General features: G+C 60.2%; 24 protein-coding genes and 1 pseudogene. 10 read left to right on the forward strand and 15 right to left on the reverse strand.

From position 1 onward, the window contains the following. The first annotated feature begins 33 nt into the window (after positions 1-33). From ACA072_RS01840 to ACA072_RS01870, 7 genes and pseudogenes are all read left to right on the forward strand, one after another. Positions 34-990 (forward strand): choline ABC transporter substrate-binding protein, encoded by a 957-nt coding sequence (locus tag ACA072_RS01840; RefSeq protein ID WP_497622740.1) that lies wholly within the window; start codon positions 34-36, stop codon positions 988-990. 156 nt (positions 991-1,146) lie between these two features. After that, the gene (locus tag ACA072_RS01845) at positions 1,147-2,064 is read left to right on the forward strand and encodes an alpha/beta hydrolase (RefSeq protein ID WP_497622742.1); all 918 of its coding nucleotides are present in this window, start codon (positions 1,147-1,149) and stop codon (positions 2,062-2,064) included. A gap of 105 nt (positions 2,065-2,169) precedes the next feature. Further along, complete coding sequence (gene pip / locus ACA072_RS01850) at positions 2,170-3,141, forward strand: prolyl aminopeptidase (protein ID WP_109627529.1); 972 nt, start codon at positions 2,170-2,172, stop codon at positions 3,139-3,141. Further along, a complete protein-coding gene (gene dtd, locus ACA072_RS01855) occupies positions 3,138-3,575 on the forward strand; it encodes a D-aminoacyl-tRNA deacylase (RefSeq protein WP_497622744.1) in 438 nt (145 codons plus the stop codon). The genes pip and dtd overlap by 4 nt, the downstream gene beginning before the upstream one ends. Positions 3,576-3,851: 276 nt before the next feature. Beyond that, positions 3,852-5,675, forward strand: coding sequence for a glucan biosynthesis protein G (locus tag ACA072_RS01860; RefSeq protein WP_497622746.1), 1,824 nt, complete (start codon positions 3,852-3,854; stop codon positions 5,673-5,675). Further along, the gene (gene mdoH, locus ACA072_RS01865; RefSeq protein ID WP_497622748.1) at positions 5,668-8,238 is read left to right on the forward strand and encodes a glucans biosynthesis glucosyltransferase MdoH; all 2,571 of its coding nucleotides are present in this window, start codon (positions 5,668-5,670) and stop codon (positions 8,236-8,238) included. Before ACA072_RS01860 ends, mdoH begins: the two co-directional genes overlap by 8 nt. Before the next feature lie 148 nt (positions 8,239-8,386). Continuing rightward, a pseudogene (locus ACA072_RS01870) lies at positions 8,387-8,621 on the forward strand (amino acid ABC transporter ATP-binding protein); the annotation flags it as partial. A gap of 111 nt (positions 8,622-8,732) precedes the next feature. Here ACA072_RS01870 and ACA072_RS01875 read toward each other — a convergent pair. From ACA072_RS01875 to ubiE, 10 genes are all read right to left on the reverse strand, one after another. Then, positions 8,733-10,649, reverse strand: a complete 1,917-nt coding sequence (locus ACA072_RS01875) for a methyl-accepting chemotaxis protein (RefSeq protein ID WP_497622750.1) — start codon at positions 10,647-10,649, stop codon at positions 8,733-8,735. 133 nt (positions 10,650-10,782) lie between these two features. Then, positions 10,783-11,490 carry a 16S rRNA (uracil(1498)-N(3))-methyltransferase gene (locus ACA072_RS01880; RefSeq protein WP_497622752.1) on the reverse strand — a complete coding sequence of 236 codons (708 nt, stop codon included), beginning with the start codon at positions 11,488-11,490 and terminating at the stop codon, positions 10,783-10,785. Beyond that, a complete protein-coding gene (tatC, locus tag ACA072_RS01885; RefSeq protein WP_497622754.1) occupies positions 11,487-12,281 on the reverse strand; it encodes a twin-arginine translocase subunit TatC in 795 nt (264 codons plus the stop codon). The genes ACA072_RS01880 and tatC overlap by 4 nt, the downstream gene beginning before the upstream one ends. Further along, positions 12,278-12,730, reverse strand: a complete 453-nt coding sequence (gene tatB / locus ACA072_RS01890) for a Sec-independent protein translocase protein TatB (RefSeq protein WP_497622756.1) — start codon at positions 12,728-12,730, stop codon at positions 12,278-12,280. Before tatB ends, tatC begins: the two co-directional genes overlap by 4 nt. A 10-nt stretch (positions 12,731-12,740) precedes the next feature. Beyond that, positions 12,741-13,013, reverse strand: coding sequence for a twin-arginine translocase TatA/TatE family subunit (locus ACA072_RS01895; protein ID WP_150763379.1), 273 nt, complete (start codon positions 13,011-13,013; stop codon positions 12,741-12,743). A 25-nt stretch (positions 13,014-13,038) separates the two neighbouring features. Then, the gene (locus ACA072_RS01900) at positions 13,039-13,371 is read right to left on the reverse strand and encodes a phosphoribosyl-ATP diphosphatase (RefSeq protein ID WP_008047820.1); all 333 of its coding nucleotides are present in this window, start codon (positions 13,369-13,371) and stop codon (positions 13,039-13,041) included. After that, complete coding sequence (hisI, locus tag ACA072_RS01905; RefSeq protein WP_054054645.1) at positions 13,364-13,765, reverse strand: phosphoribosyl-AMP cyclohydrolase; 402 nt, start codon at positions 13,763-13,765, stop codon at positions 13,364-13,366. Before hisI ends, ACA072_RS01900 begins: the two co-directional genes overlap by 8 nt. Before the next feature lie 81 nt (positions 13,766-13,846). Then, a complete protein-coding gene (ubiB, locus tag ACA072_RS01910) occupies positions 13,847-15,451 on the reverse strand; it encodes a ubiquinone biosynthesis regulatory protein kinase UbiB (protein WP_497622758.1) in 1,605 nt (534 codons plus the stop codon). Then, positions 15,448-16,071 (reverse strand): ubiquinone biosynthesis accessory factor UbiJ, encoded by a 624-nt coding sequence (locus ACA072_RS01915; RefSeq protein WP_497622759.1) that lies wholly within the window; start codon positions 16,069-16,071, stop codon positions 15,448-15,450. The genes ubiB and ACA072_RS01915 overlap by 4 nt, the downstream gene beginning before the upstream one ends. Then, the gene (gene ubiE / locus ACA072_RS01920) at positions 16,071-16,841 is read right to left on the reverse strand and encodes a bifunctional demethylmenaquinone methyltransferase/2-methoxy-6-polyprenyl-1,4-benzoquinol methylase UbiE (protein ID WP_007948968.1); all 771 of its coding nucleotides are present in this window, start codon (positions 16,839-16,841) and stop codon (positions 16,071-16,073) included. Before ubiE ends, ACA072_RS01915 begins: the two co-directional genes overlap by 1 nt. Positions 16,842-16,996: 155 nt before the next feature. Between ubiE and ACA072_RS01925 the strand changes: the two genes are divergently transcribed. The 3 genes from ACA072_RS01925 (at position 16,997) to ACA072_RS01935 (ending at position 18,855) form a co-directional block, all read left to right on the forward strand. Then, entirely contained in the window at positions 16,997-17,272 is a 276-nt protein-coding gene (locus ACA072_RS01925; protein WP_462028935.1) for a polyhydroxyalkanoic acid system family protein, read from the forward strand. A 244-nt stretch (positions 17,273-17,516) separates the two neighbouring features. Next, a complete protein-coding gene (locus ACA072_RS01930; RefSeq protein ID WP_497622761.1) occupies positions 17,517-17,939 on the forward strand; it encodes a phasin family protein in 423 nt (140 codons plus the stop codon). 10 nt (positions 17,940-17,949) lie between these two features. Further along, a complete protein-coding gene (locus ACA072_RS01935; protein ID WP_497622763.1) occupies positions 17,950-18,855 on the forward strand; it encodes a phasin family protein in 906 nt (301 codons plus the stop codon). A gap of 191 nt (positions 18,856-19,046) precedes the next feature. Here ACA072_RS01935 and ACA072_RS01940 read toward each other — a convergent pair whose 3' ends face one another. From ACA072_RS01940 to ACA072_RS01960, 5 genes are all read right to left on the reverse strand, one after another. Next, entirely contained in the window at positions 19,047-19,667 is a 621-nt protein-coding gene (locus ACA072_RS01940; RefSeq protein ID WP_033055348.1) for a TetR/AcrR family transcriptional regulator, read from the reverse strand. Positions 19,668-19,726: 59 nt separating this feature from the next. Then, a complete protein-coding gene (gene phaC / locus ACA072_RS01945) occupies positions 19,727-21,409 on the reverse strand; it encodes a class II poly(R)-hydroxyalkanoic acid synthase (protein WP_497622765.1) in 1,683 nt (560 codons plus the stop codon). Between the two features lie 114 nt (positions 21,410-21,523). Then, the gene (gene phaZ, locus ACA072_RS01950) at positions 21,524-22,378 is read right to left on the reverse strand and encodes a poly(3-hydroxyalkanoate) depolymerase (RefSeq protein ID WP_438659104.1); all 855 of its coding nucleotides are present in this window, start codon (positions 22,376-22,378) and stop codon (positions 21,524-21,526) included. A 147-nt stretch (positions 22,379-22,525) separates the two neighbouring features. Beyond that, positions 22,526-24,205: a class II poly(R)-hydroxyalkanoic acid synthase gene (gene phaC / locus ACA072_RS01955; RefSeq protein WP_497622767.1), complete on the reverse strand. Its 1,680-nt coding sequence runs from the start codon at positions 24,203-24,205 to the stop codon at positions 22,526-22,528. 259 nt (positions 24,206-24,464) lie between these two features. Beyond that, positions 24,465-24,842 carry a gamma-butyrobetaine hydroxylase family protein gene (locus ACA072_RS01960; RefSeq protein ID WP_497622768.1) on the reverse strand — a complete coding sequence of 126 codons (378 nt, stop codon included), beginning with the start codon at positions 24,840-24,842 and terminating at the stop codon, positions 24,465-24,467. Positions 24,843-24,984 lie beyond the last annotated feature (142 nt).

Consider the following 24,984-nt stretch of genomic DNA (forward strand, 5'->3'; position numbering starts at 1 on the left):
ATAACAATCAACTGCCGCACGAGAACGCTCCCTATGACAAGCACCAAAGGTTTGTTCACCCGCTGTCTCTCAATCCTCTGCGGCACCGCTCTTCTAAGCACCAGCGTCCTGGCCAGTGACGACGCCTCTTGCAAGGCCGTGCGCATGGGCGTGGTCAACTGGACCGACGTGATCGCCACCAGCGGCATGGCTGACGTGTTGCTCAACGGCCTCGGCTACGAGAGCAAGCAAACCAGCGCCGTACAACAAATCATCTTCGCCGGCATCCGTGACAAACGCCTCGATATCTTCCTCGGTTACTGGAAACCGGCGATGGACAAAAACATCGCACCGTTCGTGGCCGCCAATCAGGTGAAGGTCATGGACAAACCGAGCCTGGCGGACGCTCAGGCGACCCTCGCCGTACCGGAGTACGTCGCCGAAGCGGGCCTGAAAACCTTTGCCGACATCGCTAAATTCAAGGACAAGCTCGGCGGCAAGATCTACGGCATCGAGCCGGGCAGCGGCGCCAACACCACGATCAAAACCATGATCGAGACCAATCACTTTGGCTTGAAGGACTTCAAACTGATCGAGTCCGGTGAGGCCGGCATGCTCGCTGCCGTTCAGCGGGCGGTGAATCGCAAGGAGTTCGTGGTGTTCGTCGGCTGGACCCCGCACCCGATGAACATCAACATGAAGATCGCCTACCTGACCGGCAGCGAAGACGTCTATGGCCCGAACGAAGGCGCGGCGACCGTTTCGACCGTCACGTCCCCGGACTACGCCGAACGTTGCCCGAACGTGAATCGCCTGCTGCAAAACCTGACCTTCACTGCCGCCCAGGAAAGCCAGCTGATGGTGCCGATCATGGAGCGCAAGACGCCCCAGGACGTTGCCCGGCAATGGCTGCGTGATCATCCAGAAGATTTGCAGCGCTGGCTGGCGGGTGTCAGCAGTTTCGAGGGCAAGGACGGCGTAGCAACTGTTCTGGCCAGCCTCAAAAACTGACTGTATCCGCAAAACATGTGGGAGCGGGCTTGCTCGCGAAGACAGTGTGTCAAACAACCTTAATATCGACTGACACGCCCTCTTCGCGAGCAAGCCCGCTCCCACAGGGATCTCCATTGCCATTCACGATCTCCTGAGCAGGCTGACTGCAGACCCATGACTCCTTACCCGCTATCCGAGCAGATGACGGCGTTCGTCGAGAAGACCGTCAGCTTCAACAGCACCGACAGCAGCCTCGACGGATTGCGTCAGGCCTACCGCGAGATGTGCCGGGCGTTCACTCCGCCACGTCCCGCCGGGCTGTACGTGGTCGATTTCGAGTTGGCCGGTGTGCCGGTGAGGTCCTATCAGCCGCCGGTATCACCTCCGACCGGCGGTGCCCCGTGCATTGTGTATCTGCACGGTGGCGGTTGGGTGGTGGGGGATCTGGATTCCCACGACTTCATCTGCGCGGAACTGGCGTCGACACTCGGCGTGTTGGTCATCGCTGTCGATTACCGATTGGCGCCGGAACATCCGTTCCCGGCGGCGTTCGATGATTGCCTGCGTGTATGGCGCGCTTTGCGAACCGGGCCCTTTCAGCTTGACCCCAAGCGCACGCTGGTAGCCGGCGACAGCGCCGGTGGCAATCTCGCAGCCGCGCTTTGCCTGGCGTTGCGGGATGCGGGCGAGCCATTGCCGGCGGCGCAGGTCCTGATCTATCCGGGGCTGGGCGGCGATAACCAGTTGCCGTCCCGCAGCGAATGCATCGACGCGCCGTTGCTCGCCAGCAGCGATGTGGATTGTTATCACGCGCTGTACTTGCGCGGCACCCGACAGCCGGGCGCCTATGCCATGCCGTTGCTCGCCGAAGACTTTGGCAGACTGCCACCGGCATTGATCGCCGTAGCGCAATTTGACCCGCTGCGCGATGACGGCGTGCTCTACGCCGAGCAACTGCAGGCCGCAGGTGTGACCACCACTTTTTATTACGGTGAGGGGCTGGTTCACGGCTGTTTGCGGGCCAGAGGCCGAGTCGCCGAGGTCGACTTGCTCTATGAAATACTGCTCGGGTTTTTGGCTGACAGATTATGACGCTGCAAGGGGCATGCTCATTGGCGTAATTCGGGTTTATGATGCCGGACGGCAGAATAATAGAAGTCCCCCCAGGGATGACCTCGACCCCTTACGGAGCGCGCAATGCAGACTTTGTACCCGCAGATCAAACCCCACGCCCGGCACGATCTGGCCGTCGATGAAACTCACACGCTGTATGTCGACGAAAGCGGTTCACCGGAAGGTTTGCCGGTGGTGTTCATCCACGGCGGCCCCGGCGCCGGGTGCGATGCCCAGAGCCGCCGGTACTTCGATCCGAACCTGTATCGCATCGTGACGTTCGACCAGCGCGGTTGCGGGCGTTCCACGCCCCACGCCAGTCTCGAAAACAACACCACCTGGGATCTGGTCGCCGACCTTGAGCGAATTCGCAAACACCTGGGCATCGACAAATGGGTGCTGTTCGGCGGTTCCTGGGGTTCGACGCTGGCATTGGCTTACGCGCAAACCCATCCGGAGCGTGTACACGGTCTGATTCTGCGCGGGATTTTTCTTTGTCGTCCGCAGGAAATCGAGTGGTTCTACCAGTGTGGCGCCAGCCGTCTGTTCCCCGATTACTGGCAGGACTATGTCGCGCCGATTCCACTGGACGAACGCGACGACCTGCTCAGCGCTTTTCACAAGCGCCTGACCGGCAACGATCAGATCGCCCAGATGCACGCGGCCAAGGCCTGGTCCACCTGGGAAGGCCGGACCGCGACCTTGCGTCCGAACCCGCTGGTGGTCGATCGCTTCTCCGAGCCTCAGCGCGCGTTGTCCATCGCACGGATTGAATGCCACTACTTCACCAACAATGCCTTCCTTGAGCCGAACCAGCTGATTCGCGACATGGGCAAGATCGCCCATTTGCCAGGCGTGATCGTCCATGGTCGTTATGACGTGATTTGCCCGCTGGACAATGCCTGGGAACTGCATCAAGCCTGGCCGAACAGCGAGCTCCAGGTGATCCGCGACGCGGGCCACGCTGCGTCCGAGCCGGGAATCACCGATGCGCTGGTACGCGCCGCCGGGCAGATGGCTCGCCGCTTGCTCGATCTGCCGCCCGAAGAAGCATGAAGGGCCTGCTGCAACGCGTGCTTGGCGCGCGAGTCGAGGTAGCGGGAGAGGTGGTGGGTGCGGTGGATCAGGGGTTGCTGGTGCTGGTGGCGGTCGAACCCGAGGATACTCGGGCCAGCGCCGACAAACTTCTGCATAAACTGCTTAACTATCGAGTATTCAGTGACGCCGAGGGCAAGATGAATCTGTCTTTGGCCGATGTAGGTGGTGGGTTGCTGCTGGTCTCGCAGTTCACCCTGGCCGCTGACACCAAGAGCGGGTTGCGCCCGAGTTTTTCGACGGCTGCCCCTCCTGCCCTGGGCGAGGAGCTTTTCGACTATCTATTAAGCAAAGCGAAACAGGTGCATGGCACTGTGGCATCAGGTAGATTCGGCGCGGATATGCAGGTGCACCTGGTCAACGATGGCCCGGTCACCTTCCTGTTACAGACGTGAAAGCCCTTGAAACATGTTTTTCAGGGCTTTTCGACTGAAAACAGGGGGTTTTCGCGATAAATACTTTGTTACCCCTGATGCGTTGTAACGCGGCCTACTAGATAATCGCGCGCTACGGGGATCAGCGTTCGTTGGTCCATTTTGACTTAGGTAGAGACTTGTCCGGGACCTGTTGGGGAATCATTTAGCCCCATGGGAGTCGGAACAATGCTCGCCAACCTGGCATATAGATAGCTGGCCGTTGGTTTTTTGATCTGTTTTCGGCGAGGGTTGCTCGTGATTGTTAGTCCCTGTAATGCACCAAATATGACTGCCAAACGGTTCCGAAGCGCTCTGGTAGCGGGCTCTGCACTGCTCTGCCTGCTCAGCGCCGGCCAGCTTTGGGCATTCAATCTGGATGATGTATCGGTCAAAGCCAAAGAGATGGCCGGTCAAAAATACGAAGCCCCGCGCAGTAACCTGCCGAACGAATTCCGCGAAATGAAATTCGCGGACTATCAAAAAATTCGTTTCCGCACTGAGAAAGCCGAATGGGCCGATCAGAAAACCCCGTTCAAGCTTTCGTTCTATCACCAGGGCATGCACTTCGATACGCCGGTGAAAATCAACGAAATCACGGCCAACACCGTCGAAGAGATCAAATACGACCCAAGTCGTTTCGATTTCGGCGATGTGAAGTTCGATCCTAAAGCTACCGAGCAACTGGGTTACGCCGGTTTCCGCGTGCTTTACCCGATCAACAAGGCCGACAAGCAAGACGAAATCATGACCATGCTCGGCGCGAGCTACTTCCGCGTTGTCGGCAAGGGTCACACCTATGGCTTGTCCGCTCGCGGCATGGCCATCGATACCGCCTTGCCGTCCGGCGAAGAATTCCCGCGTTTTACCGAATTCTGGATTCAACAGCCAAAACCGGGTGACAAGCACCTGGTGATCTTCGCGCTGCTGGATTCGCCGCGCGCCACCGGTGCTTACCGTCTGACCCTGCGTCCTGGCAGCGACACCATTGTCGACGTCAAGGCCCGCATGTTCCTGCGTGACAAGGTCACCAAGCTAGGCGTTGCGCCGCTGACCAGCATGTTCCTGTTCGGCGCCAACCAACCGTCGAAAGTGCTGAACTACCGCCGTGAACTGCACGACTCCAGCGGTCTGTCGATCCATGCCGGCAACGGCGAGTGGATCTGGCGCCCACTGAACAATCCGAAACACTTGGCCGTGAGCAACTTCTCGATCGAGAACCCGCGCGGTTTCGGCTTGCTGCAACGTGGCCGCGACTTCAGCCACTACGAAGACCTCGACGACCGCTACGACAAGCGCCCGAGTGCCTGGATCGAACCAAAAGGCGATTGGGGCAAGGGTTCCGTCGATCTGGTAGAGATTCCGACTGCCGACGAAACCAACGACAATATCGTTGCCTTCTGGAGCCCGGAAAAACTGCCTGAGCCTGGCCAGCCGCTGGATGTCGCTTACCGCATGCACTGGACCATCGACGAAGCCTCTCTTCACGCACCGGACAGCGCCTGGGTCCAGCAGACCCTGCGCTCCACGGGTGACGTGAAACAGTCCAACCTGATCCGTCAGCCGGATGGCAGCGTTGCCTATCTGGTGGACTTCGAAGGTCCGTCCCTGGCGGCACTGCCGGAAACCGCGGACGTTCGCAGCCAGGTCAGCGTTGGCGACAATGCCGAGCTGGTCGAGAACAGCGTGCGCTACAACCCTGAAACCAAGGGCTGGCGCTTGACCCTGCGGATGAAAATCAAGGATCCGAGCAAGCCTACCGAGATGCGTGCGGCACTGGTCGAGAACATCGTGCCGGGCGACCTGTCCAAGAACGCGCTGCCGGTCTCCAACTCTTCTGTTGCCAAGGCCGACAAAGTGGCCGCCAAGCAACAAGAGAAGGCGGACAAGGAAGCCAAGGACGCCAAGCAAGCCGAAGCCAAACAGGCTGACGCCAAGCCAGTTGCCGATACCAAGGACAAGGACAACAAAGACGCCAAGCAGCCTGTTGCTGCGGACGCGGCCCCAGCCACACCGGAATCGGCCTCGACTGAAGAAGTCCTGACCGAGACCTGGAGCTACCAGTTGCCTGCCGATGAGTAATTCTCAAGTACAGCCAGAGACTCTTGCCGAGTATCTGGCGCATCTACCGATGACCGACCAGCAGCGCGCGGAACTCGCGGGCTGCCAGTCCTTCAGCGAACTGCACCAGCGTCTTTCGTCTTCGACATTTGACGCACCGGCCGAGGCTGCTCAAGCCTCGGTGGGCCGTCGCCTGACCCTGAACACCGCTGAAGAGCTGGAAGAAGCGGAAATGCTGGCGGTCGACGCCAGCGGACGGGTTTGCCTCAAGGCTACCCCGCCGATCCGTCGGACCAAAGTCGTGCCGGAGCCGTGGCGCACCAACATCCTGGTGCGTGGCTGGCGTCGCCTGACCGGTCGTACCAATCCGCCGGCTCCGCCGAAGGATGAGAATGTGCTGCCGGCAGCCCGCTGGCGCACCGTCGGTTCGATCCGCCGTTACATCCTGCTGGTCCTGATGCTCGGCCAGACCATCGTCGCCGGCTGGTACATGAAAGGCATCATGCCGTACCAGGGCTGGTCGTTCGTCGACCTGAACGAAGTCTTGCATCAACCGATCCTGCAAACCGTCACGCAAGTGCTGCCGTATGCGCTGCAAACCAGCATCCTGATTCTGTTCGGGATTCTGTTCTGCTGGGTCTCGGCCGGTTTCTGGACCGCGCTGATGGGCTTCCTTGAACTGCTCACCGGCCACGACAAATACCGCATCTCCGGTAAAAGTGCCGGCAACGAGCCGATCGCCAAGGACGCGCGCACCGCACTGGTGATGCCGATCTGCAACGAAGACGTGCCTCGCGTGTTTGCCGGTTTGCGCGCGACGTTCGAGTCGGTGGCGGCCACGGGTGACCTGGATCGCTTCGACTTCTTCGTCCTCAGCGACAGTAATGACGCGGATATCTGCGTGGCCGAGCAACAGGCCTGGCTGGACGTCTGCCGTGAAGCCAAGGGTTTCGGCAAGATTTTCTATCGCCGTCGTCGCCGTCGTGTGAAACGTAAAAGCGGCAACCTCGACGACTTCTGCCGTCGCTGGGGCGGTGACTACAAGTACATGGTCGTGCTCGACGCAGACTCCGTGATGAGCGGTGACTGCCTGACCAGCCTGGTGCGCTTGATGGAAGCGACTCCGGATGCCGGGATCATCCAGACCGCGCCGCGTGCGTCGGGCATGGACACCCTTTATGCGCGCATGCAGCAGTTTGCGACTCGTGTGTATGGTCCGCTGTTCACCGCCGGCCTGCACTTCTGGCAGTTGGGCGAATCCCACTACTGGGGCCACAACGCGATCATCCGCATGAAGCCTTTCATCGAGCACTGCGCCCTCGCGCCGTTGCCGGGTAAGGGTGCTTTTGCCGGTGCGATTCTGTCCCACGACTTCGTCGAAGCTGCGCTGATGCGCCGTGCTGGCTGGGGCGTGTGGATTGCCTACGATTTGCCGGGCAGCTACGAAGAGCTGCCGCCGAACCTGCTGGACGAGCTCAAGCGTGACCGTCGCTGGTGCCACGGCAACCTGATGAACTTCCGCCTGTTCCTGGTCAAGGGCATGCACCCGGTTCACCGTGCGGTGTTCCTGACCGGCGTGATGTCTTATCTGTCGGCGCCGTTGTGGTTCTTCTTCCTCGTGCTGTCGACCGCGCTGCTGGCGGTCAACACCTTGATGGAGCCGCAGTACTTCCTAGAGCCGCGCCAGCTCTATCCGCTGTGGCCGCAATGGCACCCGGACAAAGCGATTGCGCTGTTCTCGACAACGATCGTGCTGCTGTTTCTGCCGAAGCTGTTGAGCATCATCCTGATCTGGGCCAAGGGCGCGAAAGAGTTCGGTGGCAAGTTCAAGGTGACCTTGTCGATGCTGCTGGAGATGCTGTTCTCCATGCTGCTGGCGCCGGTGCGGATGATTTTTCACACCCGTTTCGTCCTCGCCGCGTTCCTCGGCTGGGCCGCAACCTGGAACTCGCCTCAACGTGACGACGACTCCACGCCATGGAGCGAAGCGGTCAAGCGCCACGGTCCGCAAACCTTGCTGGGCTTCTTCTGGGCCCTGCTGGTGATCTGGCTGAACCCGAGCTTCCTCTGGTGGCTGGTGCCGATCGTCGGTTCGTTGATGCTGTCGATCCCGGTGTCGGTGATTTCCAGCCGTGTCGGCCTGGGCCTCAAGTCCCGTGACGAGAGCCTGTTCCTGATCCCTGAGGAATACAATCCGCCACAGGCGTTGCTGGCGACCGATCAGTACACCCACGAAAACCGTTGGCATGCACTGAACGACGGCTTTACCCGCGCGGTGGTCGATCCGCAGCAGAACGCCTTGGCGTGCTCGCTGGCGACCTCGCGTCACGGTCAGGCCGAGCCGATCGAATGGTTGCGGATCGAACGGGTGCGTCACGCATTGAAAGTCGGGCCTGAAGGCCTGAACAACAATGAGCGTGTGCAACTGCTGAGCGATCCGGTGGCATTGGCTCGCTTGCACGAGCAGATCTGGAATGAAAGCCACCCCGAGTGGCTGGCCGCCTGGCGCAAATCGGTGAAAGCCGATCCCCATGCGCCGCTGCTGCCGCTCAGACCGCTGAGTGCGCAGCCTCAGTTGGCATAACAAAAAACCCCGCGAAAGCGGGGTTTTTTTGTGCTGATGATCATTCCCACGCTCCGCGTGGGAATGCAGCCCGGGACGCTCCGCGTCCCACGAGCGGACGCAGAGCGTCCATTGAGGCATTCCCGCGCAGGAGCGTGGGAACGATCAAAAAGTGCTGGGCGTGATGAAAACCCTGGCCGTGGAAGGCATGACGCATGGTCTGCGTCACCCACGAAATGTGCTTTGCGCGGGAAGTGGCGGATCGGGTGCTGTTCTTCGATCACGGCAAATTGCTGGAAGATGCCTCGCCGTCCGAGTTCTTCGATACGCCGAAGGATCCGCGGGCGCAGGCGTTTTTGCGTCAGGTCCTCAACAGTAGCGCCTTGGGGGCCGCTAATCGCTAGCAGGCTAGCTCCCACAGTGGATTTGTGGTGTTCACACCAAACCCTGTGGGAGCCAGCCTGCTGGCGATGGCATCAACTCGGTTCCAAGCGGACCCAGGCATTCGCATCACCTCAAACCTTGAACCTGCCAACCAACATCTGCAGATGCGTCCCCAACCGCGCCAGCTCAACGCTGGAGGCCGCGGTCTCTTCACTGGCTGCCGAGGTCTGCTCGGACACATCGCGCACGTTCAGCACGCTACGGTTGATCTCCTCGGCCACCGCGGTTTGCTGCTCGGCCGCCGCAGCAATCTGCTGGTTCATCGACTGAATCGCCGACACGGTGCGGGTGATGCTTTCCAGCGAGCTGCCGGCGCGGCGGGTCAGTTCGACGCTGCTGTCGGTCAGACTGCGGCTGTTGTCCATGATGGTTGCCACCTGCTGGGTGCCGGTTTGCAGGCCGACGATCAGCTCTTCGATTTCCTCGGTGGACTTCTGGGTGCGCTGGGCCAGGCTGCGGACTTCATCGGCGACCACCGCGAAACCACGTCCGGCCTCACCGGCACGGGCGGCTTCAATCGCAGCGTTGAGCGCCAACAGGTTGGTTTGCTGGGCGACGGATTTGATCACGTCGAGCACGCTGCCGATTTTGTCGCTCTCGCGTTTCAGATCGCCCATGGCCGCCGTGGAGTTGCCGACTTCAAGGGCCAGGCGCTCGATCTGGGCGATGGCTTCGCCGACCACTTTGTCGCCTTCGCGGGCCTGTTGGTCGGCGGCGACGGCAGCTTCGGAGGCTTCTTCGGCGTTACGCGCGACTTCCTGCACGGTGGCGGTCATTTCGTTCATCGCGGTGGCCACCTGGTCGGTCTCGACCTTCTGGCTGTTGACCCCGGCGCTGGTCTGCTCGGTGACGGCCGACAGTTCTTCGGCGGCGCTGGCAATTTGCGTGACGCCATCGCTGATGCCACCGATCAGCTCGCGCAGGCCCAGAGTCATGCTCTGCATGGCGCGCTGGAGTTGTCCCAATTCGTCGCGACGCTCGGAAACCAGGTTTTGCGTCAGGTCGCCGGCCGCCACACGCTCGGCGACTTTGAGGGTCTGGTTCAACGGGATCACGATCTGGCGAGTGATCGCCCATGCCGCCAGCAAGCCAAACGCCAAGGCCAGAACGGTGGCCATCAGCAGCAGGTTCTTGGCGTGCGCGGCGTCGGTGTCGCGGACGACAGTTTGTGACACGGTGAGTTTTTTGCTGACATTGAGCAGGATCTCGCCTTGCTCGGCCATGCGCTTGAGGGCTGCGGCGCTGGCAACTTGAGAATCACGGAACTGACTGACAGCGGCGCGGTAGGCTTTGAGTGAATCGGTGGCCTGTTGCAGGTTGGCGATGTGCTGTTCCGGCAGTTTGGACGGCAGGCTTTCCAGGTTCTTCAGGGCGTTGTCGATGGCGTCCAGCGCAGGCTGTTCGGCCTCGGTCTTGCCGCTGTAGGTGTAGCCGCGAACCTGGAAGCGGGCTTGCTGGATCAGCTTGCTCAAGTCGATCACGCTGTTGAAGTCGGCGACACTCTCGCCTTGCAGCATGGATTTTTCGACCTCGGCGACGCGGGCCACTGCGTTATCGGCGGTCGCGCCCAGTTTGCTGCGAGCGTCTTCGCGGGTGGCACCGGCTTGGGTCATCGCGATGAAGGCTTGCTTGTACTGGCTGACAGCGGCCAGTTGCTGGTCAATCATCGCCACGTCGGAAGGTTGTTCGATCAATTTCCGGGCGGTTTGCAAACCGGCATCGAGTTGGCTCAGCAGGTCGTTCACGGCGGCCGGGCCTTGTTCGCCGCGGCGCATGTCGTAGTCCATGCGGGCCAGGCGCAGGTCTTTGGTCAGGTCATTGAGGCTGGCGATAAACCCGAGCTTGTCGCCACGGCTCATCACACCCGTCAGGCCGGTCCAGCCGGTGAAGGTGATCAGCAACGTGAGCAGCAGCACCAGACCGAAGCCGATCCCCAGTTTGCGATTGACGCTTACATTTCCCAGACTCTCGGCTAGCCAACGGTACATGCTGCTACTCCCTCGGACCACTCATTGGTTTTATGGGAACTGTATCGGCAGGCGGGCGGGAATCTGTAGGCGTACACCGTGGTTGGGACGACAAACTCCCCTGTGGGAGCGGGCTTGCAGCGGTGACCGGAGGTTAGAACAGCCGGGCGAGCAGCGCGGTGACGGCGGTTTCGACGCGCAGGATGCGCTCGCCGAGTTGCACCGGTTGCAGGCCAGACTTGGCCAGCAGGTCGATTTCGTAAGGGATCCAGCCGCCCTCGGGGCCGATGGCCAGGGTTACCGGTTCGTCCAGACCTCGGGGGCAGGGCGGGTAGTTGCCGGGGTGGCCGACCAGGCCGAGGGTGCCTTCGGTTATGGCCGGCAGGCGATCTTCGACGAAGGGCTTGAAGCGTTTCTCGATGACAATTTCCGGCAGCACACTGTCCCGGGCCTGTTCCAGGCCGAGGATCAATTGCTCACGAATTGCCTCGGGCTCCAGAAACGGCGTTTGCCAGAAGCTCTTCTCGACGCGATAGCTGTTCACCAGGATGATTCGTGGCACACCCATGGCCGCCACGGTCTGAAACACCCTGCGCAGCATTTTCGGCCGTGGCAGGGCCAATACCAGTGTCAGCGGCAGCTTGGCCGGTGGCGGCTGGTCGAGGGTGACGCGCAGTTCGGCTTCATCGGCGTCCAGACGCAGCACTTCGGCCGAGCCCATCAGCCCGCCGATACGCCCGACGCGCATGCTGTCACCCACCTCGCAACGATGAACTTCCTGCATGTGCGTCAACCGGCGATCACGCAGGATCACCCGGTCGGCCGCAATGAAATCGGCATCGATGAGGAGCAGCAGGTTCACGGCTGGGTCGCTGGCGGCTGGTCGTTGTGATCGTCAACCGGCTGGTCGTCGGGATGCTCGCCGCGCTTGCTGATCAGGCCGCCGAACAGGATGCCGATTTCAAACAGCAACCACATCGGTACGGCCAACAGCGTCTGCGAGAAGATGTCCGGCGGCGTCAGGATCATGCCGACCACGAAGCAGCCGATGATCACGTACGGGCGGATTTTCTTCAGGTAAGCGACGTTGACCACGCCGATCCACACCAGCAACACCACGGCCACCGGGATCTCGAACGCCACGCCGAAGGCGAAGAACAGCGTCATGACGAAGTCGAGGTAACTGCTGATGTCCGTCATCATTTCCACACCGGCCGGGGTGGCGGCGGCGAAGAATTTGAAGATCAGCGGGAACACCAGGTAATAGGCGAACGCCATGCCGGCGTAGAACAGCATGATGCTCGATACCAGCAACGGCACGGCGACGCGCTTCTCATGCTTGTACAGGCCCGGCGCGATGAAGCCCCAGATCTGATGCAGGATCACCGGGATCGCCAGGAACAGCGAGACCATCATGGTCAGCTTCAGCGGCGTCAGGAACGGCGACGACACGTCGGTGGCGATCATCGTCGCGCCCACTGGCAGGTACTGGCGCAGCGGCGTCGAAACGAAGGTGTAGATCTGCTGGGTGAAGGCGAACAGCCCGGCGAAGATGATGAAGATCGCCGCTACGCAACGCAGCAAGCGGGTACGCAACTCGGTGAGGTGCGAAACCAGCGGCATGTGCTGGTCGTTTTCAGGAAGATCGCTCATGGGGCTCGCGGCGGCAGTGTTGGGTCATGAGGGGCCAGCGCAACAGGCGCAGCCGCAGGCGTCGTGGCAGGTGCAACCGGTGGCGTTGCAGCAACGGGCGTAGGCTCCGTGGCCGCTACAACAGGTGCAGGCACGGCGGCGGGAGCATGAATCGTCTGCTCCGCCACCGGTTCAACCGGCTGAACCGGTGTGGCCTCCTGTTGGGTCGGCGTGAAGATCTTCCGCGCCTCCTGTTCCAGTGACAGGATGTGCTCGTTGTGCAGTTGCCGACGAATCTCGTCGGCACCGATTTCACGTTCAACTTCCTGTTTGATCGCGTTGAAGCTGCGCTTCAGACGACCGACCCACAGGCCGGCCGTGCGCGCAGCACCCGGCAGGCGCTCGGGACCCAGCACCAGCAGGGCGACGAGGCCGACGAGCAGCAGTTCAGAGAAGCTGATACCAAACATTAGTCAGTGCTCACACGTCTTTGCGAATCGGCTCTTCGACTTTTTGCGCCTGCACGTCGATGGTGTGCGGTTGGTTCACGGATTGCTGTGGCTGAACCGGTGGCACCGGTTGTGCCGGGGTAACAGTCGGATCGGCCGGTTTTTCGTCGTCGTTCATGGCTTTCTTGAAGCCCTTGATCGATTCGCCCACGTCAGTGCCGAGGTTTTTCAGTTTCTTGGTACCGAACACCAAAACGACAACAACCAGGATGACGATCCAGTGTTTCCAGTCAAAAATGCCCATGTTGCTGCTCCTCTCTAATAGTTGTTCAGGCGGACGGGCGCGAGGCTTTCTCGGCGTGTCCGGACAGACCGAAACGACGGTCCAGTTCATCGAGCACAGCCTGTGGATGCTGCCCCAGTTGGGCAAGCATGACCATGCTGTGGAACCACAAATCGGCGGTCTCGTAGATCACATCGCTGCAGTCACCGCTGATGGCGGCATCCTTGGCGGCAATGATGGTTTCGACCGACTCTTCGCCGACTTTTTCCAGAATCTTGTTCAAGCCCTTGTGGTACAGGCTGGCGACATACGAGCTGTCGGCGGCGGCGCCTTTGCGCTCTTCCAGCACCTCGGCCAGACGGGTCAGTGTGTCACTCATGGGTGTGTCCTGCGGAATAGATGGCGTGCGGGTCTTTCAGGACCGGGTCGACGGTTTTCCAGTCGCCGTTCTCGAAGACGCGATAGAAGCAGCTCTGGCGGCCGGTATGGCAGGCGATGTCGCCGATCTGCTCGACCATCAGGATGATCACGTCGGCGTCACAGTCCAGGCGCATCTCATGCAACGTTTGCACGTGACCAGACTCTTCGCCCTTGCGCCACAGCTTGCCACGGGAACGTGACCAGTAAATGGCACGGTTTTCGGCCGCGCTCAGTTCCAGTGCTTCGCGGTTCATCCAGGCCATCATCAGGACGCGCCCGGTCTTGTGATCCTGGGCTATCGCCGGCACCAGGCCGTCTGCGTCCCACTTGATCTCGTCCAGCCAGTTTTTCATCTTCGACTCCGACAGCGGGTTCCACACTTCATGAGCAGAACCCAAGCGTTGAAACAGTGTGCCAGCGTGCGGGGGCGCTGGCTATCGGCGAACGACCAGATACAAACCGACGGCCACCATGATGCCGGCCGGCCAGTGGCCCAGTTCGTTCAACGGCCCACCGGCAGCGAGTATCGTGCCGCCGGCCAGGTGCGCACAGCCGAGCAGTCGCAGGAACCAGTCGTCCTTGCGTCGATGCCACGGTGGCGGCGGATCGTTGGCATGGGGCTGGGACATGCGCTCGAGCAGGTCGCGGGCCATGTTGGCCAGGTGCGGAATCTGTTCGAACTGGCTCTGCACGTTGCCGAGCAAGGCTTTGGGGCTGACGCGCTCGCGCATCCAGCGTTCGAGGAACGGTTGCGCGGTGTTCCACAGATCGAGGTCCGGGTAGAGCTGACGGCCCAGGCCTTCGATGTTCAACAAGGTTTTTTGCAGCAGCACGAGCTGCGGCTGCACTTCCATGTTGAAGCGTCGAGCGGTCTGGAAAAGGCGCATCAGCACCTGACCGAATGAAATATCTTTTAATGGTTTTTCGAAGATCGGCTCGCACACGGTGCGGATCGCCGCTTCGAATTCGTTGAGTTTGGTTTCCGCCGGTACCCAGCCAGAATCGATGTGCAATTGCGCCACACGACGGTAATCGCGCTTGAAAAACGCGAACAGGTTGCGCGCCAGATAGTCCTGGTCTTCCGGGGTCAGGCTGCCGACGATGCCGCAATCGATCGCAATGTACTGCGGGCTCCACGGGTTCACGGTGCTGACGAAGATGTTGCCCGGGTGCATGTCGGCGTGGAAAAAGCTGTCGCGGAACACCTGGGTGAAGAAGATTTCCACACCGCGTTCGGCGAGCATTTTCATGTCGGTGCGCTGGTCGGCCAGGGTGGCGAGGTCGGTCACCTGAATCCCGTAGATCCGCTCCATTACCAGCACTTTCGGCCGGCACCAGTCCCAATAGACTTGCGGTACGTACAGCAGCGGCGAGCCGTCAAAGTTGCGCTTCAACTGGCTGGCGTTGGCCGCTTCGCGCAGCAGGTCGAGTTCGTCGTAGATGGTTTTTTCGTAGTCCTGGACCACGTCCACCGGGTGCAGCAGACGTGCGTCGGCCGAGAGTTTTTCAGCGGTGCGGGCGAGGATGAACAGCCACGCCAGGTCTTGGGCGATGATCGGTTTCAGGCCGGGACGGATGACTTTGACGACGACTTCTTCGCCGGTCTTCAGCTGCGCGGCATGCACCTGGGCTACCGAGGCCGAGGCCAGCGGTTCGACGTCGAAACGGCTGAACACTTCACTGATCTTCTTGCCGAGCTGCTCTTCGATCAGGTTGACCGACACTTGCGAGTCGAACGGCGGTACGCGGTCCTGCAGCTTCATCAGCTCATCGGCGATGTCTTCGGGCAGCAGGTCGCGGCGCGTCGAAAGGATTTGTCCGAACTTGATGAAAATCGGTCCAAGGTCCTGCAACGCCAGGCGCAAGCGTGCGCCTCGGCTCAGGTCCAGCGTTTTGCGCGGAAACCAGCGCCACGGCAACGCATAGCGCAGCGCCAGGAGAAACCAGGGCAGCGGCAGGGCGAACAGCAGGTCATCGAGGCGGTAGCGAATCACAACGCGCTGGATGCGCAACAAACGGCGGACGGCAAGCAGCTTCATGCGTTATCGCTTGGGTCGAGGGATCGGGAAAGGCGCTCGAAACGCGCCTCGAGACGTTCCAGATCGAGTTTGATCTGGTCCAGTTCACTGAAACGGGCTTCGGCTTCGCGCTGACCGACGAGGGTGCGCGATTCTTCGGCCAGGTATTCGCCAAGATTCTGATTCAGGCTGGCGAACCCTTGCTGATACCAGCGTGCGCGGCTGCGCAGGTGACCGCTGACCAGTTGCGTGGCCACAGGTCCCAGCCAGCGCGAGAGTTCGTACTCCCAGTCCAGCTCAAGGTCTTGAAGGATTGCCGCCAGTTCCAGCAGCACGCCGCTGTCGCCGTCGAGCTCGACTTCAGGGCCATGCAGCACCGAGGTTTTGTCCTTGCTCATCGCCAGTTTCAACACGCTTGAGGCCGGTGCGCGCAAGGTGCAGTCAGCACCGGTCTCCCAGTGGGAGGCGAGCATCAGGCCTTCGTCGCTGGGCAGGATGAACAGTTGCAGGGCCGGGCTGCGGCAATCGACGGCAATCACTCTGCCGCTCAAATGCGCTAGCCGCGGCAGCGCCGTGCTGTCGAGACGCAGCACCCGGTTCAGACCGAGTTCAACGCTGGCGAGCAGGCCGGCCAGCAACATCAGGGTTTGATGCCGCGGTGCAGGGCGACGATGCCTGCGGTCATGTTGTGGTAGGTCACGCGGTCGAAACCGGCCTCGACCATCATCGACTTCAGGGTTTCCTGATTCGGGTGCATACGGATCGATTCGGCCAGGTAGCGATAGCTTTCCGAATCGTTGGTGATCAGCTTGCCCATCAACGGCATGAAAGCGAACGAGTAGGCGTCGTAGGCTTTGGACATCAGCGCGTTGGTCGGTTTGGAGAACTCCAGCACCAGCAAACGGCCGCCTGGTTTCAGCACGCGCAGCATCGAGCGCAGGGCGTCTTCTTTATGGGTAACGTTGCGCAGGCCGAAAGCGATGGTCACGCAGTCGAAATGGTTGTCCGGGAACGGCAGCTTTTCAGCGTCGGCCTGAACGAACTCGACGTTGCCGGCCACACCCAGATCCAACAGGCGGTCACGACCGACCTTGAGCATGGATTCGTTGATGTCGGCCAACACCACCTGGCCGGTCGGGCCAACGAGGTGCGAGAACTTTTTGGTCAGATCTCCCGTGCCGCCGGCGATGTCCAGCACGCGGTTACCGGTGCGAACGCCCGACAGCTCGATCGCGAAACGCTTCCACAGACGGTGCATGCCGCCCGACAGGAGGTCGTTCATCAAGTCGTACTTGGCGGCTACCGAGTGGAAAACTTCAGCGACTTTTTCCGCTTTCTGGCTTTCCGGAACGTTTTTGAAGCCGAAGTGTGTGGTGGGTTCGGCATCGCTGCCTTTGCGCTGATCAGTCATATCGCTGTCACCAAAAGAGAATGCGGGACATTCTAATCCCGGTGGCCTGCTTTGTCTTGGCAAGGCTGCAGGTAAGATAGGCAACCACCGGGACGTTTTGCCGCAGCAGCGGTCAAGATGCTTCAGGAAAGCATTCATAAAACAGGAGTCATTCGATGGCCCGTATTAGTGTTGAGCGTGCCCACGGCCTGGGCAAGGAAGCGGCCCGCGAGAAGGCCGACCAGTTGGCGCAGAAACTGTCCGATCAGTATGGCCTGGAGCCGCAGTGGTCCGGCGACACCCTGAACCTCAAGCGCTCAGGCGTTAAAGGCGCGGTGCATGTGAGCGAGGATTCAATCAAGGTCGATGTCGAACTGGGCCTGATGATGTCGGCCATGAGTGGCATGATCAAAGCGGAAATCGAAAAGGCGTTGGATAAAGCGCTGGTCTGATTTTCGAGTCGAACTACATCCCCTGTGGGAGCCACCCTGCTGGCGATGGCGGTGCATCAGTCAACATTGATGTTGATGGATAAATCGCTATCGCCAGCAGGCTGGCTCCCACATTTGTTTTGTGATGTGCCCAAAGGTTTATGTCAGTTGTTAGGGTGCCGTTTCTAATTTTTCTCCCTACTTTGTGCCTGAGCCCGACACTTTCGCGGGCAGTTCCTCAAACCTTCTGCGCGTGAGGTGCACCATGGCCAAAGTTATTTTGAAGAAAAAAATCGACGCATCGACCACTGCTCTGGGCGACGTCAAATCTTATGCCCGCAAGATCTGGCTGGCAGGCCTGGGTGCCTACACCAAGGTCGGTCAAGAGGGCAGCGACTACTTTCAAGAGTTGATCAAGGCTGGTCAAACTGTTGAAACCAAAGGCAAAAAAGTAGTTGCCGAGAAACTTGAAGCGGCTAACTCAGAGATCGACGAAGCCAAGAGTGATGTGAGCACTTTCAAAGCCAAGGTCGAAGTTCAACTCGACAAGGTCGAGAAGGCTTTTGACTCGCGTGTCGCAAGTGCCTTGAATCGTATCGGCATTCCGTCTAAACATGACGTTGAGACACTCTCTGCTAAGCTCGATGAGCTGACGGCATTGCTCGAACGCGTCGCGCGTAAATCTTAAGGAGAACGGGATGGCTGGTAAAAAGAACACCGAAAAAGAAGGCAGCTCGTGGATCGGGAAAGTCGAAGACTACTCCCGCAAAATCTGGCTGGCTGGTTTAGGCGTGTACTCGAAGATCGACACTGACGGCAGCAAGCTCTTCGATACATTGGTCAAAGACGGCGAGAAAGCCGAGAAGCTCACCAAGAGCGCTGTCGGCAAAAAAGTCGATGACGTCAAGGATTCCGCTTCGTCGGCCAAGTCGCGCATCAGCGGCGTGAAAGATCGTGCACTGGGCAAGTGGGATGAGCTGGAAGGGGCTTTCGACAAGCGCCTGAACAGCGCCATTTCGCGCCTGGGTGTACCAAGCCGCAATGAAGTGAAAGCACTGCACAGCAAGGTCGATACCCTGACCAAGCAAATCGAAAGGCTGACCGGTGCCAAGGTTGCGCCTGTTGCGGCGAAAACTGCTGCGGCCAAACCTGCTGCGAAATCCGCTGCCAAGCCACTGGCAAAGGCTGCCGCTAAACCGGTTGCCAAAACCGCATCGAAAGTCGCGTCCGCAGCCAAGTCTGCTACCAAAACTGCCGCCGCTAAACCTGCTGCAGCCAAGGCAGCGGTCAAATCCGTCGCTGCCAAAGCTGCCGCCAAACCAGCTGCTAAAACGGCAGCGGCCAAACCAGCGACTAAACCAGCTGCTAAAACCGCAGCGGCCAAACCCGCAGCCAAGCCAGCGGCAAAACCTGCCGCAGCGAAGAAGCCAGCAGTGAAAAAGCCGGCCGCTCCTAAAGCTGCCGCACCAAAACCAGCAGTGGCTGCCGCCAAACCGGCAACCCCGTCGACACCGGCCAGCACATCGAACTCTGCTACCGCGCCGACCCCTGCTGTAACCCCGACTGCCGCGCCAGCTCCATCGACGCCAACCAGTCAGTCCTGATTTTCAGGGCTCAAGAAAACGCCCGGCCTGCAAAGGTCGGGCGTTTTTGTTTGTACACGATCCTGCACACACTGCGGCCCCCTGTGGGAGCTAGCCTGCTAGCGATAACGGTTCATCAGTCACAACAATGTCGACGGATAAATCGCTATCGCTAGCAGGCTAGCTCCCACAGGGGAGGCGGTGTTCAGGGGTTACTCGTGTTCTTCTAGGTATTGCAGCGCCAACTGCTCCGTCGCCACCTTGATCGGCGGCAGCAAATGCGGCGCCACCAACATCATGATCTGATACACCACCAACCTCACTTCGCCTTCTCGATCAAGAATCCGCTGATAGTCCAGCGAGAACAGCAGTGTCATGGTGATCTGCTCCACCAATTGCCCCAGCGCCTGCGTATCGCTGACCAACTGCCCCTGAGCCTTCAATCGCGCCAGCAATGAAGCCAGCGTGCGCTTCAGCGCATTGAGCAGGTTGCGAATCCCCTTGGCCAGTTTCGGCAAGCGCCCGGCCAGGTTCGACAGGTCCTGAAACAGGAACCGGTAATGGGCCAGCCGTTCGACGATCAAGTGCAGGAACAGCCAGTAATCCTCCGGAGCCAATTCCACATCGGCCGGAGGATCAAGCAGTGGTGCAAGCTCAGCCTGGAAGCGCTCGAACAATCCGAGTATCAGCGGTTCCTTGCCGTGGAAGTGGTAGTAGAGGTTGCCTGGGCTGATCCCCATTTCGTTGGCAACTTCCATGGTGGAAACGTTCGGTTCGCCCTTCTGATTGAACAATTGCAGGGCACATTCGAGGATCCGGTCGCGGGTTTTCATCCAGTCTTCTTAATGGTCGAGTCATGCCACGGCAGACGTGTGCCGTGGTTCGTTATCAGTCAGCGCACACGAACGTAAGTGCCGGGTGCCGCCTCCAGCGGTGGATAGTTCTGGTTGCCGAGGGTCATGTGGGTTTCTTTTTGCGCGCCCGAGCGTTCCTGAATCCAGCCCAGCCATTGTGTCCACCAACTACCGTCGACTTGCTTGGCGTCGTAGTACCAGGCCCGTGGATCGCTGCTCAGTTTCGCGCTCTCGACGAAGTTGGCTTTCGGGTTCGACGGCGGGTTGAGGATGCTCTGCACATGACCGCTGTTGGACAGCACGAAGCGTCGCTCGCCACCCAACAGCAGCGTCGAGCGATACACCGCATCCCACGGCGTGATGTGGTCGTTGATGCCGGCCACGCTGAAGCTGTCGACGGTGACTTTCTGCAGGTCGATCGGCGTGCCGCACACTTCCAGGCCGCCCGGATGACCCAGCGGGTTGTGCTTGAAGAAGTCCAGCAGGTCGCCATGCAAGGCCGCCGGCAGGCGCGTGTTGTCGTTGTTCCAGTAGAGAATGTCGAACGCTGGCGGCTCTTTGCCCAGCAGGTAATTGTTGACGAAATAGCTCCAGATCAAATCGTTGGGGCGCATCCAGGCGAAGACTTTCGCCATGTCGCGGCCGTCCAGCACACCTTTCTGATAGGAGCGGCGCTTGGCCGCTTCCAGGGTTTGTTCGTCGGCGAAGAGCGTGGCGGGGCTGTCCATCTGACTGTCGAGCAGGCTCACCAGATACGTCGCGCTGGACACTCGCCGTAGCTGCCGCTTGGCCTGCAAGTGGCCTTGCAGCGCAGCGATGGTCAGCCCGCCGGCGCAAGCGCCCATCAGGTTGACTTCGCGAGCGCCGGTGATGGCGCGGCAGACGTTCATCGCTTCTTCCACTGCTTCGACGTAGGTCGACAGGCCCCATTCGCGATGACGCACATCCGGGTTGCGCCAGCTGATCATGAACGTCTGCAGGCCGTTTTTCAGGGCGAACTGGACGAAGCTGTTGTGCGGGCTCAGGTCGAAAATGTAGTACTTGTTGATCTGTGGCGGCACCACCAGCAGCGGTTTGGAATACTGCTTTTCGCTCATCGGCTTGTACTGGATCAGCTCCAGCAACTCGTTGCGAAACACCACGGAACCGGTGGTGGTGGCGACGGTTTTGCCGACCTCGAAAGAGTGCTTGGTGACTTGCCGGGGCAGGCCGTCGTTGTGCAGGAAGTCGTCGAACAGGTGGCTGATGCCACGCACCAGGCTGTTGCCGCCGGAGTTGAAGATCTCCTTGATCGCCAACGGATTGAGCAGGGTGTTGGACGGCGCCACGGCGTCGTTGAGCAAGGCGAACGCGAAGTGCGCGCGAGCGCGATCGTCCGGGGTCATGTTGCTCTCGTCGATCCAGCTTTTGACCTGTTTCTGCCAGCTCAGGTAGGCCTGCAAGCTGCGGCGATAAAACGGGTTGAGACTCCATGCCGGGTCGGCGAAGCGATTGTCCTGCGGGTTGGTCGGGTGCAGGGTTTCACCCAGCAGCACGCGGCCCAATTGGCCGCCCAGTTTCAGTGCGTGTCGGGCGCTGTGCACCGGGTTGCGCAGGCCATGGGCGGCAACGCTGCGCAGGGTCGACAGCAGATCCCGGCCACGCAGGCCGGTGATCGCACTCTGTGCGTTGATGAACGCGGCGGGAGTGGGCAAAAAGTCCCTCGCTGGTTTTTCGCGCATGAATCAACACTCCTTCGTCTTCAGGCCAAATACAAATACACCGAACCAGAACACCATAGACGCTGTTGCGGGTTGTTGCGCGGTACGGCGTCCTGCCGACCGACAATGGGCCGGTTAACCGCCCAATGGCGCCGGATGCGGGTGCATCACGGCGCGCTGACGTTCCTCCTCGAGGAATTTCATGATGATCGGCGCCACGGCTTCGGCGCGGGTAATCAGGAACAAATGCCCGTCATCGATGATGTGCAACTGAGCATTGGGGATCCGCCAGGCCAGCACGCGCATGTTGATCAGCGGGATCAGCGGATCGTCGTCGCCGGCCAGGACCAGGGTCGGCTGATGGATCTTGTGCAGCCAGTGAATGCTGGTCCAGCCGAGGCCGGCGAACAGCTGCCAGTAGTAACCGAGTTTGCCTGCCGAGCGAACCTTGGCAGCATGACTGGCGGCCAGGGTCGGATCGCGACGGAACGAACCGCCATAGATCATCGGCGCAATACGGATCACATGAGACGGCTGGATGTAGCGCCGTGGGCTGGCCATCATCCACAGCACTTTCGGTTTGCCCGGCACCATCACCGCACCGGCCGCCGTGGCCGCCAGCACGAGTTTCTTGCAGCGCTCCGGATAGTCGTACGCGAACTGCTGGGCGAGGGCGCCGCCCCAGGAAACGCCGATGACGTTGACCTGCCCATAGTCGAGATAGTCGAGCATCCGTGCCGTGAGTTTCGCCAGCCCCGGAAAACGGTACGGCCGATTGGGCGTCGAGGAACCGCCGACACCGGGTACGTCGAAGGCGATGACTTCCAGGTCCGGGTCCAGCGCCGCGACGAACGGAAACACCAGCTCCAGGTTGGCGCCGATGCCGTTGAAAATCAGCAAGGGCGTCAAGTGAGGCTTGCCGGGGCGTACCGCCGTGCGGAGGGTCTGGCCATCCAGGTCGACAGTACGGAATATGAACGGTTGCGGCATGCTTCAGGCCCTGTGGGTGAATTCATCCCCTGTCCCCTTGTGGGAGCGGGCTTGCTCGCGAAAGCGTCGGGTCAGTCGACCACGATGTTGAATGTTCAACCGCATTCGCGAGCAAGCCCGCTCCCACAGTGGGGTGGGGTGTGTCGGTTACCGCTCGTGTACGTAAGTGCCTGGCGCCGACTCGCCTGCCGGGTAAGCCTTGTTGCCCAGGCTCGCCGGGGATTTCTTCAGCTTGCCCGAACGCTCGGCCTGCCAGGCCTGCCAGTGCAGCCACCAGGAGTCAGTGTGCTTGGTGGAATTCTCTTGCCATTCTTCGGCTTTGACCGGCATCTCCGTGCTGGTCATGTAGCGCGATTTCGGGTTGCCCGGCGGGTTCAGAATGCTCTGGATATGCCCGCTGCTGGACAGCACGAATTCAACCTTGCCGCCGAACAACTGCGCCGACTTGTAGCAGGACTTCCACGGGGTGATGTGGTCGTTGGTGCCGGCCAGGGAGAAGATGTCGGCCGTGACCTGCTTCAGGTCGATCGGCGTGCCGCACACTTCCAGTGCATCGGGACGGATCAGTGGGTTGCTTTTGAACATTTCGATCAGGTCGCCGTGGAATGCGGCGGGTAACCGTGTGGTGTCGTTGTTCCAGAAGAGGATGTCGAACACCGGCGGCTCGTTGCCCAGCAGGTAGTTATTGACCCAGTAGTTCCAGATCAAATCGTTGGGGCGCATCCAGGCGAAGACTTTCGCCATGTCGCGGCCTTCCAGCACACCGGCCTGGTAGGAATGGCGCTTGGCGGCTTCGAGGGTCTGCTCGTCGACGAACAGGGCTACGTCGCTGTCCAGGGTGGTGTCCAGCACGCTGACCAGCAGCGTGAGGGCGTTGACCTTCTTCTCGCCGATCGCAGCGTAGTGGCCCAGCAGGGCGGTGCAGGTGATGCCACCGGAGCAGGCGCCGAGCATGTTCACGTCTTTGCTGCCAGTGATCGCGGTGACCACGTCGACCGCTTCCTTGAGCGCCTCAATGTAGGTCGACAGACCCCACTCGCGCTGCTCCTTGGTCGGGTTGCGCCAGCTGACGATGAACGTCTGCACGTTGTTGCGCAGGCAGAAGCGCGCCAGGCTCTTGTCCGGGCTCAGATCGAATACATAGAACTTATTAATCTGCGGCGGCACCACCAACAGCGGACGCTCGTGCACCTGCTCGGTGATCGGGCGGTACTGGATCAATTCCAGCACGTCGTTGCGAAACACCACCGCGCCTTCGGTCACGCCCAGGCTCTTGCCGACTTCGAACGCACCCATGTTGACCTGGCTCGGCATACCGCCGTTGTGCACCAGATCCTTGGCCAGATGCGAGAGGCCGTCGAGCAGGCTTTTGCCGCCGGTTTCGAAGAAGCGTTTGACCGCCGCCGGGTTGGCCGCACTGTTGGTCGGGGCCATGGCTTCGGTCATGAGGTTGATCACGAAATGCCCGCGACTGACGTCTTTGGGCGGCAGGTTGCTGTCGTCGATCCAGTCGTGGAGTTCCTTGCGCCACGCCAGGTAAGTTTGCAGATAACGTTTGTAGAGCGGGTTCTGGCTCCAGGCCGGATCGGCAAAGCGACGGTCATCACTTGTAGGTTGAAGCTCGGATTTGCCGAACAACACGTTCTTCAGTTCAAGGCCGAAATGGGCAACATGCCTGGCACTGTGAATCGGTTGTTTGATGGCCTGCCTGAGCACCATTCGAGCAGACGCCAGTAGATCCTTTCCACGCAGCCCAACGACAGGATTCAGCCCCAAGGTGTTTTCCGAGGCTTGATACTTCAAGTCATCGTTATTCTTGTTACTCATCTACGACGCTCCATTGTCCTGAGACGAGTACCTGGGTCCAGCCGTGTCATCACACAGCCAATGCCAGGTACTTCTGCTCGGGTGACCGTTAATTCTGCATCGCTGCTTTTTTACGGCAGAGAGCACTGCAGGGAACTTGCCAGCTCCATTGGTTACCCGAGTTTAATTTTTTTCGCAAGCGGGCCAATCATTGACCCAGGAGCGGAGCATTCAAACAGATGGAATTAGAAAATGCCCTCTAAAGAGCAAGAGGGCTGACCTAGAGCATCAGCTTGACGATGGATTCATTCGGATCGCGGGTTTTTCCGGCGGCTTTTAGTTCGGCAAGATAATCGTTCCAAAGGTCCTCCTGACGCATGCCCAGCTGGTACAGATATTCCCAGGTGAACAGGCCGCTGTCGTGGCCGTCGTCGAAGGTCAATTTCAGTGCGTACTGACCGGCCGGTTCTACCTTGGTCAGGCCTACGCCGATCTTGCCAAATTGCAGGATAGGTTTGCCGTGGCCCTGGACCTCGGCGGAAGGAGAGTGCACGCGCAAGAACTCGGCGGGCAGATCATGTTCCTCGCCGGACGCGTATTTCAGCGACAGGGTTTTCGAGGCTTTGTGCAGTTTGATGTCGGTGGGGAGTTGGGTCATGACCAGCAATCCATTTTTGTAGGCGCGCTCGGTTCAAATGTGGGAGCGGGCTTGCTCGCGAAAGCGGTGTGTCAGACGACGTTGAGCCGACTGATATACCGCTTTCGCGAGCAACCCCGCTCCCACAGGACTGCATTCGCCT

It is taken from the genome of Pseudomonas sp. LBUM1656 (genome assembly GCF_059716065.1).